We start from the raw sequence: 20391 nt of genomic DNA, 5'->3' as shown, positions 1-20391 counted from the left end.
GCCCTGTTCAGCGGCGGCTGGCCCGTCGGAAGCCGATGGCGGCGGGCACGGCGAACAGCAGGATCGCACCGGCCGACCAGGCGAGGGTGAGCAGCAGGGGGCGGGCGACGGGTCCGTGGTCGGCGAGGCCGCGCATGGCATCGACGGCGACCGACATCGGCTGATTGCGGACGAGCGGCTGGATCCAGGTGGGAAAGGCGACCAGCGGAACGAACCCGGTGCTGAAGAACATCATCAGCGAGGTGAGGATGGTGATCCCCTCCACCAGCGAGGACTTCGCCGTGTAGACGGCCACGGCGGTGACGATGGTGGCGAAGGCCAGTCCGAAAACCACGGGGACCAGCAGGAAGACGAGCGCCGCCAGCGGTCCCTGCTGGAACCGGAAGCCGAGCAGGAGCCCGACGATCACCACGGTGACGGTGCCGAGCAGGATGCGGCATCCCTCGGCGAGGATGCGGGAGGCCAGTCCGGAGGCCCGGTGCACGGGCAGCACCCAGAATCGGGCGAGCAGCCCGGCGTCGCGTTCGCGGCCGAGCAGCACCCCGCTCGCCACGGCGCCGGACAGGGCGCCGACGATCGCGACCATCGGGACCGAGCTGGACAGCGCGTTCTCCCCGGTGAACCGCTCGATCTGGCCGCCGACCACGATGTCGAGCATCACGAGCAGCAGGCACGGGATGAACAACGCCTCGAGCACGGTGATCGGATTGCGCGCCCAGCGCAGCAGCAGGCGCTGGGTCTGGATCGTCGTCTGCCGCACCAGCGCCACCGGTGAGGTCTCCGACTGTGATGTCATCACGCCCTCCTCGAACTCAGCCGGATCGCCGCCGGGGTGCAGATCAGCAGGATCGCGGCCAGCCACAGCAGCGACGGGCCCATCAGCGACCAGCTGACCGCACCGGTGTCGGCCTTGGTGTCACCGGCGAGCGCGCGCAGTCCGGTCGCGAACTGCGAGACGGGTTGATTGCGCACGAACCACTGGACCCAGGTGGGGAATTGGTCCGCCGGTGCCAGACCCGTCGAGAGCATGCCGAAGATCAACGGCGGCAGCATCAGCGCCTGCGAGGTGGTCTCCGGGCTCTTGGACAGCGTGCCGATCACGTCGGCGCCCAGGGTGAACGCGATGCCGATCAGCAGGGAGAACGCCAGGAACCCGAGGGTGTGCGCGGCGTCGAGCCGGAACCGGAACCCGATCACATAGCCTGCCGCGATCGCCGCCGCCAGCGACAGCAGCAGCCGGAACAGGTTGCCCGACATGCGTGCCGCCACCGGGACCAGGGGTCGCAGCGGCATCGAGGCGAATCGCCGGTCGATCCCCGCGACGGAATCGGTGGCCGATCGGAACGCGGCCGAGATGGCCGTGAACGCCGCCGCCTGCAAGATGACCAGCGGCATCATGTACTGGGCGTAACTGCTGAAACCGTTGCCGGAGAACGACATCACCGTCTTCAACGGAATGTAGAAGCTCGCGGTGAAGGCCGCGGGCGCCAGCAGCGAGGCGAGCACCTCACCGGATTTGACCGACGGCACGATCAGCCGGGTGGTCAGTACCCACCACTGCTGCAGCGTGTTCGGGGCGGCGCGCCAGTGCGTCTGCCAGGTGGTGGCGGTCATGAGATCACCTGCGGGGTGGATTCGGTCGAGGCGAGGTGACCGGTGAGCTGGAGGAACACATCGTCGAGCGAGGGCCGTCGCAGGGCGATGTCGACGAGTTCGAGCCCGGCGTTGTCGAGCCGCCGCAGGGCCTCGGCGAGCGTTTTCGCGCCGTCGGGGGCGGGGATGGTGATGCGGTCCGAGTCCGGGGTGAGGGCCGCCAGATGCTCGGCGGGGAGCAACGTGCCGAGCGCCGTGACGATCGCGGGCAGCTCCTCCAGATCCAGCGGCACGATCTCGCAGTAGCTGCCGCCGGTGCGGTGCTTGAGCTCGTCGGCGGTGCCCGAGGCGATCACCACGCCGTGGTCGATCACGATGATCCGGTCGCTGAGGGCGTCGGCCTCCTCCAGGTACTGGGTGGTGAGCAGGGTGGTGATGCCCGCGCTCTTGAAGCTGCGCACCAGATCCCAGACGCCCTGCCTACTGCGGGGGTCGAGACCGGTGGTCGGCTCGTCGAGGAACACCACGTCGGGCCGCACCACCAGGCCGCAGGCGATGTCGATGCGGCGCCGCATGCCGCCGGAGTAGGTGCCGACGCGTCGATCGGCGGCCTGGTCGAGGTCGAATTCGCCGATGAGCTCGGTGGCCCGGGCGCGGGCGGCCGGTTTGCGCAGACCCATCAGCCTGCCGAACATCACCAGGTTCTCGTAGCCGCTGAGCATGTCGTCGAGCGCGGCGTACTGACCGGTGAGCATGATCCGTTTGCGCACCGCGGCCGGGTCGGCCACGACATCGTGGCCGGCGACCGTCGCCCGGCCACGGTCGGGCATGACGAGGGTGGACAGGATGTTCACCATGGTCGTCTTGCCCGCGCCGTTGGGGCCGAGGATGCCGAGCACCTGCCCGGGCGCGGCCTCGAAGTCGATGCCGCGCAGGGCGCGCACCTCCCCGAAGGATTTCTCGATCCCCTCGACGACGACGCCACCGGTGCCGGTGCGCGGAGGGCTCTGTACGGCAGTGTGTTCGACACTCATATCCGGTCTCCTGCTTCCATGTGGTCGTCGAGCACCGGCGCGATGACCGACAGTGCGTAGGGGTTGGTCAGGTCGTCGTGGGACACGTCGACGTCGTGGTTGACGATGTCGCCGGTCACGTAGGGCCGCCAGCCGTCGGGTCCCATCCATTCGGCGGGGTCGACGGTGGCGCTGAAGTACAGGACATCGCCTTGGTAGACGGGGCGCCGGTAGCCGGTCCTCGTCCCCGCGGAGGCGTTGTAGGAGCCCGCCATCCGCTCGATGGTCGCGGCATCGATGAGTTCGACCCCGCCGAGCCGGGCGGTGATGAGGTCGGCTGCCTCCTCGGCCGTCGAGGTGGCGGGGACGTCGTCGATGCCGAAGATCGCCCCGAAGGTGTTGATGAACGCTCCGGGCGAGAGGCGTTCGATGGTGTCACCGTCGATGTCGGCGGTATCGGTGTCCAGCAGCGCGACCACCCCGACCCGCTCACCCGCCGCGGCCAATTCGACCGCCATGGCGTGGGCGATCAGGCCGCCGAAGGACCAGCCGAGCAGGTGATACGGGCCGGTCGGCTGGACGGCGCGGATCTCGCGCACGTAGCGGTTGGCGAATTCCTCGATGGACCGAACCGATGGTTCCCGGCCGCTGAGATCGGGCGCTTGCAGCCCGTAGATCGGTCGGCCCGGGCGTAGCCGCTCGGCCAATCCCAGGTAGCTCCACGACATTCCGGAGGAGGAGTGGACGCAGAACAGGGCGGGGCGCTCGCCGCCGGGTCGGATCGGCAGCAGGACGTCGAGGCCGAGGCCCGCCGGTCCTGCCTTGGTGGGTGCGGTGCGGGCTGTCATCGCGGCTGCTTCGTCGGTCGAAGCGGTTCGGGCGGCGGGTGTTTCGGCGAAGTGCGCGGCCGCACGTAGTGCGTCGGCCCACAGGTCGGCGAGCTCGGTGACGTCCTGCTCGGCCAGTATCTGTGCGGCGTAGCCGAATTCGGCGTGCAGTCGTTCGCCCGTGACCATCGCGTTGATGTCGACGGCCGACATGATCGGCACGTCCTGGTGCTCGGGGGCGTCCAGTTCGCCCAGCGCTTCGGTGGGCAGCCAGCCGAGTCCTTCGAGGCCCGCCGGGGTATCGACGGAGGTGTGCCTGCCCAGGTAGTTCAGGCAGATCTGGCCGGGTAGCCGGGTCGGCAGTTGTTGCGTGGTCGTGGGATTCAGGTATCGCAACATCCCGAAGCCGATGCCTTTGTCCGGTACCGACAGCAGGTCGTGCTTCACCGCGCGGATGGCCGTACCCATCGCGGGACCGCCCGCGAACGCCTCGTCGACATCGACGCCGGCGAGATCGAGCCGGACCGGGTACAGGGTGGTGAACCAGCCGATGGTTCGTGACAGGTCGGCGCCCGGCACGATCTCCTCCTGCCTGCCGTGGCCTTCCAGCCGCAGCAGCGCCGAACGCTCGGTGACACCGCGACGCAGGCGCCACCGCACCAGGGCCAGGGCGAGGGTGGTCAGCAGTGCGTCGGTGACCGTCCCCTGGAACAGCCGGGGCAGGGTGGTGAGCAGCGCCGCTGTGGTGTCCTCGTCGACCTCGATGCCGAAACGGCGCACGGTGCGTGCCTGATCGATCGCCGGATCGAGATGCCGTGTGCCGAGCAGCGGGTCGGGACCGTGCACGACCTGTCGCCAGTAGCCGAGTTCTGATTCGCGCTGTTCGGAGTTCGCCTGTTCGGTGAGGGCGTGCGACCAGCGCCGCATGGAGGTGCCGATCTCGGGCAGCACCGGCGTGGTGCCCGCGTCGACCTGCGCCCAGGCGGCGATCAAGTCCTGCACCAGGATTCGCCACGACACGCTGTCGATGGCGAGATGGTGGGCCACCACGATCAGTCGACCGGGCCGGGTGTGCGCACCGGCGTCGCCGACGGGGTCGAGCCACACGAATTGCAGTACGACACCATCGGCGGGACGCAGCCGGTTCATCGCGGTGTCGAGTTCGGTCTGCGCGAACTCCCGCAGGTCGACGGGGTCGGCGGCGGAGTCGAACGCGGTGCGGTGCACCAGGGCGTCGACGTTCACCGACCCCGGCTCGGCGACCCGCAGCCGCCAGCCGTCCGCGCTCGCCCACAGCCTCGATCGGAGCATGTCGTGCCGGTCGATGACGGCCGTCAGCGTGGCGACGAGCGCGGCCCGGTCGATGCCGACGGGCAGTTCGAGGACCGCCGTCTGGGCGAACCGGTCGAAGTTCCCGCCGCGTTCGACCATGTACCGCACGATCGGGGTCAGCGGGAGGTCGCCGATGCCGCCGCCGGGCAGTTCGGCGAGCGCTTCGACGGTGCCGGCGGCGTCGATCGCGGCGCCGAGCGCGGCAACGGTGCGGTGTTCGAACACCTGCAGGGGCGTGCAGTGCACACCGCGCAGCTTGGCCTGGGTCACCAGCTGGATCGCGAGGATGCTGTCGCCGCCGAGCGCGAAGAAGGAGTCGTCGACACCCACCTGATCGCGGCCGAGCAACTCGGCGTACACCTCGGCCAGCACCTTCTCGGTCGGTGTCTCCGGCGCCCGGTACGGTGCTTCCTCGGAAACGAAAACCGGTGCGGGCAACGCCTTTCGGTCCAGTTTGCCGACCGCGTTGACCGGGATCTCGTCCAGGACGACGAAGGCGGCGGGCACCATGTAGGCGGGCAGGGTGTCGGCCGCCACGGCGCGGACGCGGTCGACGTCCAGCTCGGTGCCGGGCACGCGCACCAGGTAGGCGGCGAGCGCGGTGGCCCCGGTGGGACCGGGAACACCCAGTGTCACAGCCACTTCCACCCCGTCGATGCCGCTGAGAACCGCATCGATCTCGCCGAGTTCGATGCGCTGACCACGTACCTTCACCTGGAAGTCGGTGCGGCCCAGGTACTCCAGGGCCGGCCCGGACGGGCCACGGGTCCAGCGCACCAGATCGCCGGTGCGATAGAGCAGGTCACCGGGCGCGCCGAACGGGTCGGCCACGAACCTGGCCGCCGTCAGCCCCGGCCGGGCGTGGTAGCCACGGGCCAGTGCGGTGCCAGCGAGGTAGAGCTCACCCGCGACACCGACCGGTACCGGGCTCAGCCGGTCGTCGAGGACGAGCGCCGCCGCACCACGCACCGGGGTGCCGATGATGACCGGCTCCGTCGCCGACAGCGGGCCGGAACCCGTTGCCCAGATGGTGTATTCGGTCGGGCCGTACAGGTTGACCATCGTCCGCCCGCCGATGCCACCGCACCACCGCGCGACCAGGTCGGGACCCACCGCTTCGCCTGCCACCGCGAGGACCCGCACACTCGACACCTCGGCGGGATCGATGGTGGACAGTGCCGAGGGAGTGATCACCATGTGGGTCACACCCTCGGCCGCGATGAGTTCGGCCAGGGGTGCGCCACCGAACACGTCCGGCGGGGCGATGACGGAGGCGGCGCCGCGGCCGAAGGCCATCAGTGCCTCGAAGATCGAGGCGTCGAAACTCGGCGAGGCGACCTGTAAGACGCGGGCGTGCTCGTCCAAACGCAGATCGGCGCGCTGGGAGGCGACCAGATCGGCCAGGCCGCGGTGGGTGACGGTGACGCCCTTCGGGGTGCCGGTCGACCCGGAGGTGTAGATCATCCAGGCCGGGTTCTCGACCCTGATCGGCGCCGGGAGGTCTTCGAGCGCGCTGTCGTCGGCGTCGTCCAGGCGCGCGGCGAATTCGGGGTCGTCGAGGACCAGCCAGCGGATGGAGTCCGACAGTGCCGGCCGGTACTCGGCGGTCGTGATCCCTATCCGCGCACCGGAATCGGTGAGCATGTGTTCGATGCGATCCACCGGATGTTTCGGATCGACCGGCAGGAACGCCGCGCCCGCCTTCGCCGCGGCCCAGAGGCCGAGATACAGTTTCGTGCAGCGCGGAAGACCAAGGGCGACAACCGATTCCGTGCGCGCACCTGCCTCGATGAGTAGCCGTGCCAGCTGGTTCGAGCGGGCATCGAGAGCCCGATAGGTCGTCGTGCCGGGACCGATGCCGGTGGTGGTGACCAACGCGGGGCGATCGGGGTAGGTGCTCGCCGTGGTGGTCAACAGTCCGGCAAGGGTGGTTGTTGCGGCCGCGCCGGGCCCGCGCACCGGAACCAGCTCGGCGCGTTCGGATTCGGCGAGGATGTCGATGTCGGACAGGCGGGTGTCGGGTGCGGTGAGGACGGTGGTGAGGACCTGCTTCCAGCGGGCGGCGAACGAGGTGACGGTGGCGGGGTCGAACAGGTCCGTTGCGTAGGTGAGGACGCCGTCGATGCCCGCCGCACCGGCGTCGGTGAAGCGTTCGCGCAGATCGAGGGTGAGGTCGAAGGCCGACGAGCGTCGGTCGAAATCCTCGACCTCGAAACGCAGGCCGGGCAGCTCGAGGACCGGCTCCACGAAGTTCTGCAGGGACAGCGACACCTGGAACAGCGGGTGATGCGCGGTGGATCGGGTGGGGTCGAGGACCTGCACGAGTTGTTCGAACGGCACGTCGGCATGGGCGAACGCGTCGAGGTCGGTGGCGCGGACGGCGGCGAGCAGCTGCCGGAAATCGGTGCCGGGGTCGACCGGGGTGCGCAGGGCGAGGGTGTTCACGAACATCCCGACCAGGTCGTCGAGGGCCGCGTCGCCCCGGCCGGCGATCGGGGTGCCGATGACGACGTCGTCGGTGCCGCCGAGCCGAGCCAGCAGGACCGCCAGCGCGGCGTGCACCACCATGAAGACGCTCACATTGTGGGCGGCGGCGACATCGATCAGCGCCCGGTGTGTCTGCTCGTCGATGCCGAAGTCCACGTCGTCGCTGCGCATCGTCTGCACGGCGGGTCGTGGCCGGTCCGAGGGGAGTTCGAGGGCATCCGGCGCACCGGCGAGTGTGTCGCGCCAGTACTCGATCTGCTGGGCGGCGAGCGATTCCGGTTCCGCGGTGGAGCCGAGTAGTTCACGATGCCAGAGCGCGAAGTCCGCGTACTGCACCGCGAGCGGCGGTCGCGACGGTGCCGCACCCGCCACCCGCGCCGAATACGCGGCGACCAGATCGGCGGCCAAGGGCGCCATCGACGCACCGTCGGCGCTGATGTGGTGCACCACGAGAACCAGGACATGCTCGGTCACATCATCAGCGGTTTCGTTGCCAGGGGGCCGGGCAGACGTGGGCGGACGGTCAGCTCCAGCGCGCTGCGTGTGCGCAGAAGGGCGCTGTGGCATGGCCGGAGACGAGTCCGACAGCGCCCTGTCGACTGGTTCGGTGTCCCGATCTCGGTTCACGGCGGCGGGACGAACCGCGAACAGTCCGACGCGCAGGGGTCCCTCGCGGGTGAGGTCGAACCCGGCGCCCACCAGCTCGTTGATCCGATCACGCAGTGCGGCACCGTCTTCGGTGTCGATGAGTGGCATCACCGGTGTGGCGGTATCGATGCCGACGACGACCTGCCGCGGGCCCTCGGCGTCGGCGGGGTAGCGGGTGCGCAGGCTTTCCTGACGGTCGATCACGTCGATGAGGGCCGCGCGCATGGCCTCGATATCGAGGATCCCGGTGAGGCGAAGCGCGATCGCGATGTTGTAGGCCGACGAGGCCGGATCGAGCTGGTTGAGCACCCACATGCGCTGCTGGGCCGGGGACAGCGGGATGCGGTCCGGGCGAACCCGGGGCGCGAGGGCGGGCCGCCCGGCACCGCCCTCGGCGGCGGGAATCACCCGCGCCGACAGCTGCGCCACCGTCGGTGCGTCGAACAGGTCGCGCAGGGCGATGGTCGAACCGAGCGCCGCATTGACCCGCGCCACCACCTTGGTCGCGCTCAGCGAATTGCCGCCGAGCTCGAAGAACGACTGGTCGACGCTGACCCGCTCGCTGCCGAGCACCTCGGCGAACACCTCGGCGACGGCCTGTTCGACAGGCGTACGTGGCGCCAGATACGCCTGCCTGGCAGCCGAGAAGTCCGGTACCGGAAGGGCTTTGCGGTCCAGCTTCCCGACCGGGGTGAGCGGGATGTCGTCGAGTACGACGACGTAGGCGGGCACCATGTAGCCGGGCAGTTCCGCCGCGACACACGCCCGCAACCGCTCGGTGTCGAGTTCGACGTGTGGGACGGGCAGTACATAGGACACGAGCACGGTCGCACCCGCCGGTCCCTCGCGGCCGATGGTGACCGCGTAGTCGACCTCCTCGTCGCGCGAGAGCACCGCGTCGATCTCGCCGAGCTCGATGCGCAGACCACGAATCTTCACCTGGAAGTCGCTGCGGCCCAGGTACTCCAGGGTGAGTTGGTCGTCCGCGTCGGTCACCCAGCGCACCATGTCGCCGGTCCGGTACATGCGCTCGCCGGGTGCGCCGAACGGATCGGCGACGAAGCGACCCGCGGTCATCTCGAACCGGTTGAAATATCCGCGGGCCAGCGCGGGGCCCGACAGGTACAGCTCACCGGCGATACCGACCGGGACCGGCCGCAACCAGCTGTCGAGCACCACCACCGCCGCACCGCGAATCGGCCCACCGATGGTGACCGGTGCACCGGCCAGGAGTTCGGCGGGACCGGTCGCCCAGATACTGAACTCGGTCGGCCCGTACAGGTTCACCATGCGCCTGCCCGCGGCCCACTTCTCGATGAGTTCGGGGGTGGCCGCTTCGCCCGCCACCGCGAGTACCCGCAGGTCGGTGAGATCGTTGGGTTCCATCGTGGCCAGAGCCGACGGCGTGATCACCGCGTGGGTGACGCGTTCGGTGCGCAGCAACGTCTCCAGCTCGCTGCCGCCGTACACCTCCGGCGGGGACACCACGAGCCGTCCACCCGCCGCGTGCGCGGTGAGCATCTCGAAGACCGACGCGTCGAAGCTGGGGGAGGCCACCTGCAACGCGCTCGCCGACGGGTCGAGAGCGAGCGTTTCGCGCTGGGCGGCAACGAGATTGGCGAGGCCACGATGGCTGAGCAGGACCGCCTTGGGCTTGCCGGTCGATCCGGAGGTGTAGATCAGGTAGGCGGTGTGGTCGATGTCGAGGGGGCCGCCGCGTTCGGCGTCCGTGATCGGCGCGTCCGACACCAGCATGGCCCGGCGCAGGGTGTTCAGGTCGTCGAGCAGCAGCCAATCGATGGACCCCGGCAGGGTCTCGCCGGTCTCGGTGACGGTGACACCGATGGGCGCCTTGGAATCGGCGAGCATGTGCTCGATCCGCTCCACCGGGTAGCTGGGGTCCAGCGGGACGAACGCCGCGCCCGTCTTGGCCAGCGCCCACACCGCGACCACCGATTCCAGGGATCGGGTCAGGGCGAGCACGACGAACACCTCGGGCCCGATGCCCCGGCCGAGCAGGACCCGCGCGAACCGGTTCGACCAGGCGTCGAGTTCGCCGTAGGTCATCCGCAGGTCGCCGGAACTGACCGCGATCGCGGCGGGGTCGATGCGGGCGCCCGCTGTCAGCACGTCGGGCAGGGTACGCATCGGCAGCGCCGGGGCACCGTATACCGGGGCCAGCGAAGCTCTTTCGTCGTCGTCGCAATGTTGCAGGCGGGCCACCGGGATATCCGGATTCTCGGCGAGCGCACCGAGGAGCCGAATGAACCGGTCCAGAAGAGACTGTGCCGCAGTGTGTTCGAGCTGATCGGCCATGAACTTGACGGTGATGCGCAAGGTGTCGCCCGAGTCGTGCTCGCCGCGCAGCGGAATCACCATGAGGTTCAGCGGGTACGGCGTGGCATCGGTGCCCTCCACATCGAGTACACGCATCCCGGCGATGTCGAGGGCCTGCGACAATGCCGCCCGGTCGATCGGATAGGACTCGAAAACCGTGAGTGTGTCGAACAATTCGGCCAGGCCGACAGCGCGATGGATTTCCGCCAACCCGACGTGCTGATGGTCCATCAGGCGCGCCTGCTCGGCCTGCACCCGCGCCAGCAGATCGGTGACCCGCTCACCGGGGTCGAGCGACACCCGCACCGGAAGCGTGTTGATGAACAGCCCGACCATCTCCTCGACGCCGGGCAGCTCCGGCGGCCGACCGGACACCGTGCTGCCGAACACCACATCCGTGCGGCCGGTGAGCATGGCGAGCACCAGCGCCCAGCTCACCTGGACCAGGGTGTTCACGGTGGCACCGGCGGCGCGGGCGGCGGATTCGAGGGTGGCGACGGTGGTCCGTGGCAGGTCGCGCGAGATCATCGCGGTCTCGGTCGACTCGATCCCGGCCAAGGTGGGGACCGCGCGAGTCGGGGTGTCGATCCCGGCCAGCGACCGCGTCCACGCGTCGAGTGATTCCTTGGCGTCGCGCTCCGCGAGCCAGGACAGGAATTCGCGGTAGGACCGAGGGGGCGGCAGCGGTGCGGTGTCGCCCGCCGTGACGTAGAGGGCGAGCAGTTCCCGAACCAGCAGCGGCGTCGACCAGCCGTCGAGCACCAGGTGGTGGTTGGTCATCACGAGCCGGTAGGTGTCGGGCGCCGTCGTGATCAGGGTGAACCGCAGCAGCGGGGGACGGGTGAGGTCGAAGCGGGTGAGCGCGTCCAGTTCCACCACCCGGTCGAGTTCGCGCGCCCGCTGTTCCTCGGGGATGTCGGTGAGATCGATGTCGTTCCAGTCGATCTCGGCGTGGGCGAGGACGAGTTGACGTGGACCGTCGGCGGTTTCGACGAACGCCACCCGCAGGTTCTCGTGCCGGTCGACCAGGGCCTGGGCCGCGCGGCGCAGACGGGCGCTGTCGACGGTGCCCGCCAGGGTGAGCAGGGACTGCACGGTGTAGCCGTCGGCGGTGTCGGAGTCGTAGAGCGCGTGGAACAGCAGCCCGTACTGCAGCGGCGAGAGCGGCCACACGTCGGCGAGATTCGGATAGGTCGTCTCCCAGCTGTCGATCTGGGCCTGATCGACCGCGACGAGAGCGAAGTCAGACGGTGTGCGCCCGCCTGCCCCGTCGGTGCGCGCATGGTGGACCAGCGCGTCGAGGGCCTGTGACCACAGCTCGCTCAGCTCCCGCACCTCGGCCTCGTCGAGCAGCCTGCCCGCGTACGCCCAGGTGACCTCCAGCCCCGCGTCGGTGAGCACGGCGTTGACATCCACCACGGCGGCCAGTGGCGTGCGATCGTCGTTGGTGGCGGCGAAGCGGCGCGGCAGCCAGGGGGCCTCGCCGGTCACCGCCCGGCCCAGATAGTTGAAGCTGAGCTGGGGCATCGGCGCGTTCGCCAGGGCCGGTGCGGTCGCACGGTTCAGATACCGCAGCAGTCCGTAGCCGACGCCACGGTCGGGGACGGCGCGCAACTGCTCCTTGGTCGCCTTGACGACCGAGCCCGCTGAGCCGCCGCCCGTGAACGCGTCGTCCAGGTCGATGCCCGCCAGGTCGATCGCGACGGGGTAGACGGTGGTGAACCAGCCGACGGTGCGGCCGATATCGGCACCGGGCAGCAGTGATTCGCTGCGGCCGTGACCTTCCAGGGTCAGCAGGGTGCCCGTGCGCGCGCGCCAGCGGCACACCGCCATGGTGAGCGCGGCGAGCAGCACATCGTCCGCGCCGCAATGGAATCGCTCGGGAACGGTGGTGAGCACCGCGTGCGCGACCTCGACAGGGACGGTCGACCGCAGCTGCGCCATGGTCGCGACCACGTCGCGCGTCGGATCGAAGGTGTCGCGGCCGAACGCCGGGTCGGGGGTGGCCGCGATCCGCTGCCAGACGGGCACCTCACCGGCTCGCAACGCCGCCTGTTCCGCCTGGCCGTGTGCCCACCGCCGGAACGAGGTCCCTACCGGAGCGGGCGTGCCACCGGATGCGGCGATCGCCAAGTCGGGCAGCAGGATTCGCCAGGACACACCGTCGGTGACCAAGTGGTGCAGCACGAGCCAGCACAGCGGAGCGGCTTCCGCGCGTTCGATCAGCACGCATCGCACCACGACGCCGGCGGCGGGATCGAGCAGGTCCGCCGCGTCTTGCAACGCGCGGTCGACATCGTCGTCGGAATCCGACCGCACCACCGCGACGAGACTGTCCGCATCGACCGAACCAGGTTCGGCGACAACCCATTCCCCAGCACCGCGCAGCGAGCTGCGCAGCAGATCGTGATGATCGAGCAGCACCCCGAGCGCCGCGACGAGCATCTCGCGGCGGGTGCCGTCGGGCAGACCGATCAGGACGGCCTGACCGTAGCGACCCCACGGCTCGCCGTGCTCGAGCATGGCGTGCACGATGGGCGTGAGCTCCACCGCGCCGACGCCGCCGCCGGGTAGCTCGTGCACCACGGTGGCCTCGGTGTCGCCCGCGATCGCGGCCAGCGCGGCCACGGTCTTGCGTTCGAACACGTCGCGGGCGCTGAACGCGATCCCCGCCGCCTTCGCCCGCGAGACCAGCTGGATGGACACGATGCTGTCGCCGCCGAGGGCGAAGAAGCTGTCGTCCACCCCGACCGTGTCCACCCCGAGCACCTCGGCGAACAGAGCGGCCAGGATCTCCTCACGCGGTGTGGACGGTGCTCTGCTCGCGACCGTGCGCGCGCCGAAATCCGGGGCGGGCAAGGCTTTGCGGTCCACCTTGCCGAGCGGGGTGAGTGGTACCCGGTCGAGCACGATCACCGAGGCGGGCACCATGTACGCCGGAAGTGTCTCGCCGACAGCGGCTTTCACCGCCTCGGGGTGGACATCGGCACCCGGTTCGGCGGTGATGTAGGAGGCCAGAGCGGTCGCGCCGGACGGTGTCTCGACACCGAGGGTGATGGCGAAGTCGACGGCGGGCAGCCGTTGCAGCGCCGCGTCGATCTCACCGAGCTCGATCCGGTACCCGCGCACCTTCACCTGGAAGTCGCTGCGGCCTTGGTACTCCAGTGTGAACCGGCCGTCGTCGGCGGTCCAGCGCACCAGGTCGCCCGTGCGGTACATGCGCGCTCCGGGCGCGTAGGGGTCGGCGACGAAGCGGCTCGCGGTCAGACCGCGGCGCCGGTGGTAACCACGCGCCACCCCGGGGCCCGACAGGTACAGCTCGCCCACGGTGCCCGGTGCGACCGGCCGCAACCACGGGTCGAGCACCAGCCCGTTCACCCCACGGGCGAGGCCACCGATGGTGACCGGGCCGCCCGGAGTCAACGGTTCGCTCAGCGTGGCGGTGACCGTCGTCTCGGTCGGCCCATAACCGTTGAGCAGCCTGCGCCCGGCCCACTTCGACACGAGCTCGGGCGGGCAGGCGTCGCCGCCGACCACGATGGTGCCCAGGTCGGGCAGGGTCGCCGGATCGAGGGAGCCCACGACCGCCGGGGTCACGTTCAGATGGGTGACGCCATGCACACGCAAGACCTGCGCCATGTCCTCGCCCGCGTAGGCCGACGGCGGCACCACAGCGAGGGTGGCCCCGGCCGCCAGCGTCACCAGGATCTCCTCTACCGAGATGTCGAAACTCGGGGAAACAGCGTGCGCGACAACCGAACCCGCATCGACACCGAAACCCGCACCCGATCCGGCGGCGAGATTCGCCAGCCCGCGATGCGAGACGAGCACGCCCTTGGGCAATCCGGTCGAGCCCGAGGTATAGATGACGTAGGCGACCTGGTCGGGGTGGATCGAGGCGGTCCGGTCGGCGTCGGTGACGGGGGTGGCCTGCTGGGCGGCGACGCGGCCGGCGGTGGCTTCGTCGTCGAGGCACAGCCAGTCGACCTTGTCGGGCAACGACTTTCGCGCCTGGATCATCGTCACGCCGGTCACCACCGCGCTGTCGTCGATCATGTGCTCGATCCGGTCGTCCGGGTAGGTCGGGTCGATCGGGACGAAGGGTGCGCCGGACTTGGCGACCGCGATCGTGGCGAGCACCGATTCGGCGGATCGCGGAATCGACAGCGCCACACCGTGTTCCGGTCCGGCACCGGCCGCGATGAGCACGCGGGCCAACCGATTCGTGTAGTCGTCGACCTCGCGGTAGGTCATCGTGTCGTCCACGCCCCAGCGCAGGGCCACCGCGTCGGGGTCGATCGCGGCGCCCGCGGCGAGGATCTCGGGCAGTGTGCGCGGCTCGAGCCCGGCCGCCCCGCGCGCGGGCACCGAAACGGCCAGCTCGGCATCGGCGAGCACGTGGACCGACGACAGCGGTGCCTCGGGGCCCGCGGCGAGGAAACGGTGCAGGAACCGAAGGAAACGGTCGTGGTGCGCGGCCAGCTCCGCCGGACTGTAGAGGTTGCCGTTGCCCTGGAGATCGATGTGGGTGCTCTCGCCGCCCATGCCCGGATACAGGTTGACGAACAGATCGTCGATCAGGCCGGAGGTGAGCACATGCAGGCGACCGACGACCGGACCGAGCGCGATCTTGGTGTCCACCATCATCAGGTTCACCGCCGGACCGAACGACGCCGCCTCGTCCATCGACCAGCCGAGATCTCGGACGATGTCCTCCTGGCGGTACCGCTGCCGTCGCAGCGCCCCAGTGAGCTCGCTCTGCACGGCGAGGATCGCCGCACCCACCGTGGTCGTGGGGTCGAGGGTGACCCGCAGCGGGACGACATTGGCCAGCATGCCGCCCGAGCGTCGCAGCGTCGCGGAGGTCCGCGCGGACACCGGCAGGCTGAGCACGACTTCGGGCGCACCGGTCATCGCGGCGAGATAGGCACCGAAGGCGGCCACCACGGTCGGTGCGACGCCCGAATTGATCTCGGCGGCGACCGAATCCAGCAGCGCGCTCGTCTCGGCGGGTAGCGCCCCCGCTACCCGGGTCGGATGACCGTCTACCTCGGCCGCACGACCGGCGAGGGTGACCGGGTCCGGCAGGTCGGCCAGGTGTGTGCGCCAGTACTCACGGTCGGCCGCGAACCGGTCCGAGCTCCGGTAGGCCAGGTCGGCCTCGACGATCCGCTGCAACGGCTCGGCCTTGGCAGGCGGGGGCTCACGGCCCTCCAAGGCGGCGTTGTACAGCTCGCCGGTGCGCTGGACCAGCGCCAGCGCGCCCATCCCGTCGAGCACGATGTGATGCATCCGCGAATACCAGAACCAGCGATCCTCGGCGATCCGCAACATCGCCAGGCGGACCAGGCGGTCACGCGTCATGTCCAGCGGTGCGGAGTACTCGGCGCGCATCCAGGCGTGCGCGGCCGCTTCCGGGTCGGGCTCGCCGCGCAGATCCAGCTCGGCGATGCCGGCCTCGAGTGTCGGGTCGACGAGCTGGTGTGGTTGCCCGTCGATGTCGACCAGGCGCACGTAGCCGGTACCGAACTCGCGGCCGGTTCGCTGAACCGCCGTGGTCAGCAGCGCGTGGTCGATCGCGCCGCTGAGCTCGACGTACTGGGCGATGGAGATCGGGGTGTCGCCCGCGATGTGCTGGGCGAACCAGATGCCGCGCTGGGCGGCGGACAGGGGGAAAGGATCTTCGGGCGCGGTGTCGGACGCTCGCGAAGAAGGCTGGATCATGAGCTGACCTGCGTTTTCATATCTGGAGCCCGGTGTCCCCGACCGCTTGGTACTGCGCTCTGGGTTCCATTCTGAACCTGTGGGGACCAGACCGGAATGGGTTCAGGAGACCGCGCGCAGATCGATGCCGGACAGCGGGGCATCCGAGCTCACCAGATAGCGCCGCAGGGTCGACCGATCGTCGAGCACCAGCCAGTCGACGGCGTCGGAGAGTTCGCCGCGAGCAGACCTGGTGGTGATCCCGAAACCGGTGTCCGACTGCTCCTCGGCACGCACCGGGACGGCGCCGATCTTGCGCACCGCGGCCTCGGCGACGAGGGCCTCGATCCGGGGATCGACCGCGAGGGCGATCCGGTCGCCCGCGCCGGCGCCACGGCCGAGCAGGAGCCGGGCCAGGCGGTTCGCCCAGCGGTCCAGGTCGGCGTCGGCGAGTCGGCCGTCGGCGAGCGGTGCGCTCGAGCGGCGCGGCAGCTGGATGACATTGTCGGCGGGTGCGGTGACCAGGGTGCTCATCGTGTTCCCCTCGAGGACTTGTCGGCGGTGTTTCGGTACACCTCCAATCTCGTCGCCCAGCGGCCTCGCCGACAGCGACCCCAGCGGTGGGGCACGCACTCCGAGGGGGACCGAATACCACCCCAAGGTGGGTGAACCGGATCGATCGCGGAGCAGACGCGCCGGAACCCGAAAGGTTGTCCCCGCCAACCGTTGCACCGACGCGACCTGCGGAGGAAGATGGCGAGCGGCGTCTACGGCGCGCCGAATACGACACAGAGTAGGACCCGCGCGGAATGCTGCGGCCGCACGGTTTACGATCACTTCAACGCATGTCTGCTGCCCTTGTACGAGGCGCGGTCGGCTCTGCGAGTGACGTACAGGCATCTTCAGGAGGATCAGTGACTGCGGTAGAGCCCAGGCCAGTCCCTCAGTTGGAAGCGACTCGACCGTATCCGGCTCGGACCGGGCCGAAGGGCTCGTTCCTCTACAAGGCGGTCACCACCACCGACCCCAAGGTGCTCGGCACCATGTACCTGGTGACGGCGATCAGCTACTTCATGATCGGCGGCCTCATGGCGCTGCTCATGCGTGGCGAGCTCGCCCGTCCGGGTCTGCAGTTCCTGTCGCCGGAGCAGTTCAACCAGCTGTTCACCATGCACGGCACGATCATGCTGCTCTTCTACGCGACCGCGATCGTGTTCGGCTTCGCCAACATCATCCTGCCGCTGCAGATCGGCGCACCCGACGTCGCCTTCCCGCGTCTGAACGCGTTCAGCTACTGGCTGTACCTGTTCGGCGCGACCATGGCGACCGCGGGCTTCGTGACCCCCGGTGGCGCCGCGGACTTCGGCTGGACGGCGTACGTGCCGCTCACCGACATCCTGCACTCGCCCGGCGTCGGCACCGACCTGTGGATCCTGGGTCTGGCCGTGTCGGGCCTCGGCACCATCCTCGGTGGCGTCAACATGCTCACCACCGTGGTCTGCCTGCGCGCACCCGGTATGACCATGTTCCGCATGCCGATCTTCACCTGGAACATCGCGGTCACCTCGGTACTCGTGCTGCTGGCGTTCCCGCTGCTCACTGCGGCCCTGTTCGGCCTGGCCTACGACCGCCACCTGGGCGGCCACATCTACGACCCGGCCACCGGCGGCATCCTGCTCTACCAGCACCTGTTCTGGTTCTTCGGCCACCCCGAGGTGTACATCATCGCGCTGCCGTTCTTCGGCATCGTCTCCGAGATCTTCCCGGTCTTCAGCCGTAAGCCGATCTTCGGTTACACCACGCTGGTCTACGCGACCCTCGGCATCGCCGCGCTGTCCATCGCCGTGTGGGCGCACCACATGTACGCCACCGGCGCCGTGCTGCTGCCGTACTTCTCGTTCATGACCTTCCTCATCGCCGTCCCGACCGGTGTGAAGTTCTTCAACTGGATCGGCACCATGTGGCGCGGTCAGCTGACGTTCGAATCACCGATGCTGTGGTCGATCGGCTTCCTGGTGACCTTCCTCTTCGGTGGTCTGTCGGGTGTCATCCTCGCGAGCCCGCCGCTGGACTTCCACGTCACCGACTCGTACTTCGTCGTCGCGCACTTCCACTACGTGCTCTTCGGCACCATCGTGTTCGCCACCTTCGCCGGTATCTACTTCTGGTTCCCGAAGATGACCGGCCGCATGATGGACGAGCGTCTGGCCAAGTGGCACTTCTGGGCCACCTTCATCGGCTTCCACACCACCTTCCTGGTGCAGCACTGGCTGGGCGCCGAGGGCATGCCGCGTCGCTACGCCGACTACCTGCCCAGCGACGGTTTCACCACGCTGAACACCATCTCCACCATCGGCGCGTTCATCCTCGGCGCCTCGATGCTGCCGTTCGTGTGGAACGTCTTCAAGAGCTACCGCTACGGTGAGGTCGTCACCGTGGACGACCCGTGGGGTTACGGCAACTCGCTCGAGTGGGCGACCACCTGCCCGCCGCCGCGCCACAACTTCTACGAGCTGCCGCGCATCCGCTCGGAGCGTCCGGCGTTCGAGCTGCACTACCCGCACATGATCGAGCGCATGAAGCGCGAGGCGCACGTGGGTTGGGGCTCGAGCAAGCACAACGCCCACGCCGACGAACCCGTGCTGACGAAGTAGCAAGGAACCACCGAACGACCAGGGTGTGCACCTGCTGGGTGACCAGCGGGTGCACACTCTTTTTGTGGGTAAACGAACGGAGCAGATCGACTTGGCCGACACCACAGTTCTCGTGACCGTCACCGGCCCCGACCGACCCGGCGTCACCTCGGTGCTGCTGGCGGCGCTGTCGCGGCATCAGGTGAGCCTGCTCGACGTGGAGCAGGTGGTCATCCGGGGCCGACTCACCCTCGGCGTGCTGGTCTCGTGCCCGAACGACCCCGAGGCGCTGCAGGACGAGCTCGAAGAGGCGATGAACACCGTCGGCATGCAGGTCGACGTGTCGGTCGACGCGCAGATCGGCAAGCCGCCGATGTCGACCCACGCCGTCGTCGTGCTCGGCTCGCCGGTCACCGCGCACGCCTTCAGCGCGATCTCGCGGCTGCTCGCCGGGCTCGGCGCCAATATCGACACCATCCGCGGCATCGCCGACTACCCGGTGACCGGCATGGAGCTCATGGTGTCGGCGGCCGACTCCGGTGCCGACACCGATGCGCGACTGCGCACGGCGCTGGCCGATGTGGCCGTCGCCGAACAGGTCGACATCGCCGTGGAACGCGCGGGCCTGGCGCGGCGCGCCAAGCGGCTCATCGTGTTCGACGTGGACTCCACCCTCATCCAGGGCGAGGTCATCGAGATGCTCGCCGCGCACGCGGGCGTCGAGGAGCAGGTTCGCGAGGTCACCGAGGCCGCGATGCGCGGTGAACTCGACTTCGCCGAGTCGCTGCGTCAGCGCGTGGCCACCCTCGAGGGGCTCGACGAATCGGTGATCGAGGAGGTCGCCGACCGCATCGAACTCACCCCGGGCGCGCGCACCACCATCCGCACGCTGCGCAGGCTCGGGTTCCGCTGTGGCGTGGTCTCCGGCGGGTTCCGGCAGGTCATCGAGCCGCTCGCGCACGAGCTGGAACTCGACTTCGTACAGGCCAACACCCTCGAGATCATCGACGGCAAACTCACCGGGCGGGTCACCGGCGAGATCGTCGACCGCGCGTTCAAGGCGACCGCGCTGCGCAAGTTCGCCGCCGACGCGGGCGTGCCGATGGAGCAGACCGTCGCCGTCGGCGACGGCGCCAACGACATCGACATGCTCAACGCGGCCGGGCTGGGCGTGGCGTTCAACGCCAAGCCCGCGCTGCGCGAGGTGGCCGATACGGCGCTGTCGCACCCGTACCTGGACGCGGTGCTGTTCATCCTCGGTGTGACGCGTGACGAGGTGGAGGCAGCCGACGCCCGCGACGGCGGGGTCCGTCGAGTTCCGCTGCTCGGCCGTTAGTTCCGGGCACGGCGGGTAATCCCAGCGCAGAAAGAACTTCGGCGTTGGGAGAGTCCGTGCGCAAATTCCTGCTCGTCCCGCTCGCCGTGGCCGGTCTGCTCGCCGGCTGCGGTGACGACGAACCGATCCCGGACAGCATCGGATCGACGACGCTCACCCTGCCGAGCACCGCTCCGGCGGTCGCGAAACCCGCGGTCACCGTCGACCAGTCGGCCGCCGGTCGCACGGTGACCCTCGAGGTGGGTCAGGAACTGCGGGTGCGGTTGCCCCAGACCACCGACTCGGATCAGGAATGGGAGCCGGTGAATCTCGACGAGGGCATCCTGGTCGCCGAGGAACCCCTGGCCGAGGGCCGGGCGACGGTGTGGCCGTTGCGCGCGGTCGCCAAGGGGACGACGACGGTCGAGTTCACCTACGGGCAGCTCGAGGAGCCGCCGGTCCGGCCGGAGGGCACCTTCCTGGTGACGGTCGAGGTCTCCTAG

Annotated in this window: 8 protein-coding genes; 3 read left to right on the top strand and 5 right to left on the bottom strand. The window is 69.4% G+C overall.

All coding sequences use genetic code 11. The features are described from left to right. Nucleotides 1–7: 7 nt before the first annotated feature. From AB0I35_RS10775 to AB0I35_RS10755, 5 genes are all read right to left on the bottom strand, one after another. Entirely contained in the window at nt 8–796 is a 789-nt protein-coding gene (locus AB0I35_RS10775; protein ID WP_067493136.1) for an ABC transporter permease, read from the bottom strand. After that, nucleotides 796–1614, bottom strand: coding sequence for an ABC transporter permease (locus AB0I35_RS10770; protein WP_357395593.1), 819 nt, complete (start codon nt 1612–1614; stop codon nt 796–798). Before AB0I35_RS10770 ends, AB0I35_RS10775 begins: the two co-directional genes overlap by 1 nt. After that, complete coding sequence (locus AB0I35_RS10765; RefSeq protein ID WP_357395591.1) at nt 1611–2627, bottom strand: ATP-binding cassette domain-containing protein; 1017 nt, start codon at nt 2625–2627, stop codon at nt 1611–1613. Before AB0I35_RS10765 ends, AB0I35_RS10770 begins: the two co-directional genes overlap by 4 nt. After that, nucleotides 2624–15961, bottom strand: coding sequence for an amino acid adenylation domain-containing protein (locus tag AB0I35_RS10760; protein ID WP_357395590.1), 13338 nt, complete (start codon nt 15959–15961; stop codon nt 2624–2626). Before AB0I35_RS10760 ends, AB0I35_RS10765 begins: the two co-directional genes overlap by 4 nt. A 102-nt stretch (nt 15962–16063) precedes the next feature. Beyond that, nucleotides 16064–16474, bottom strand: coding sequence for an AMP-binding protein (locus AB0I35_RS10755; protein WP_357395588.1), 411 nt, complete (start codon nt 16472–16474; stop codon nt 16064–16066). Between the two features lie 380 nt (nt 16475–16854). Here AB0I35_RS10755 and ctaD point away from each other — a divergent pair, with 380 nt between their 5' ends. The 3 genes from ctaD (at nt 16855) to AB0I35_RS10740 (ending at nt 20391) form a co-directional block, all read left to right on the top strand. Next, on the top strand, nt 16855–18594 hold the full coding sequence (ctaD, locus tag AB0I35_RS10750) for a cytochrome c oxidase subunit I (protein ID WP_357395587.1): 1740 nt from the start codon (nt 16855–16857) through the stop codon (nt 18592–18594). Between the two features lie 85 nt (nt 18595–18679). Then, nucleotides 18680–19909 (top strand): phosphoserine phosphatase SerB, encoded by a 1230-nt coding sequence (gene serB / locus AB0I35_RS10745; protein ID WP_133733910.1) that lies wholly within the window; start codon nt 18680–18682, stop codon nt 19907–19909. A gap of 56 nt (nt 19910–19965) precedes the next feature. Next, complete coding sequence (locus tag AB0I35_RS10740; RefSeq protein ID WP_357395586.1) at nt 19966–20391, top strand: protease inhibitor I42 family protein; 426 nt, start codon at nt 19966–19968, stop codon at nt 20389–20391.

The sequence above is a fragment of the Nocardia sp. NPDC050378 genome (assembly GCF_040655675.1).
Classification (GTDB): domain Bacteria; phylum Actinomycetota; class Actinomycetes; order Mycobacteriales; family Mycobacteriaceae; genus Nocardia; species Nocardia coubleae.
The sequence above is the reverse complement of the archived record's forward strand: the minus strand, read 5'-3'. Positions and strand labels throughout refer to the sequence as shown.

What these genes read in the sequence shown, in the direction of transcription:
- AB0I35_RS10775 (WP_067493136.1), bottom strand. Translation starts at nt 796, where the DNA reads ATGACATCACAGTCGGAGACCTCACCGGTGGCGCTGGTGCGGCAGACG.
- AB0I35_RS10770 (WP_357395593.1), bottom strand. Translation starts at nt 1,614, where the DNA reads ATGACCGCCACCACCTGGCAGACGCACTGGCGCGCCGCCCCGAACACG.
- AB0I35_RS10765 (WP_357395591.1), bottom strand. Translation starts at nt 2,627, where the DNA reads ATGAGTGTCGAACACACTGCCGTACAGAGCCCTCCGCGCACCGGCACC.
- AB0I35_RS10760 (WP_357395590.1), bottom strand. Translation starts at nt 15,961, where the DNA reads ATGATCCAGCCTTCTTCGCGAGCGTCCGACACCGCGCCCGAAGATCCT.
- AB0I35_RS10755 (WP_357395588.1), bottom strand. Translation starts at nt 16,474, where the DNA reads ATGAGCACCCTGGTCACCGCACCCGCCGACAATGTCATCCAGCTGCCG.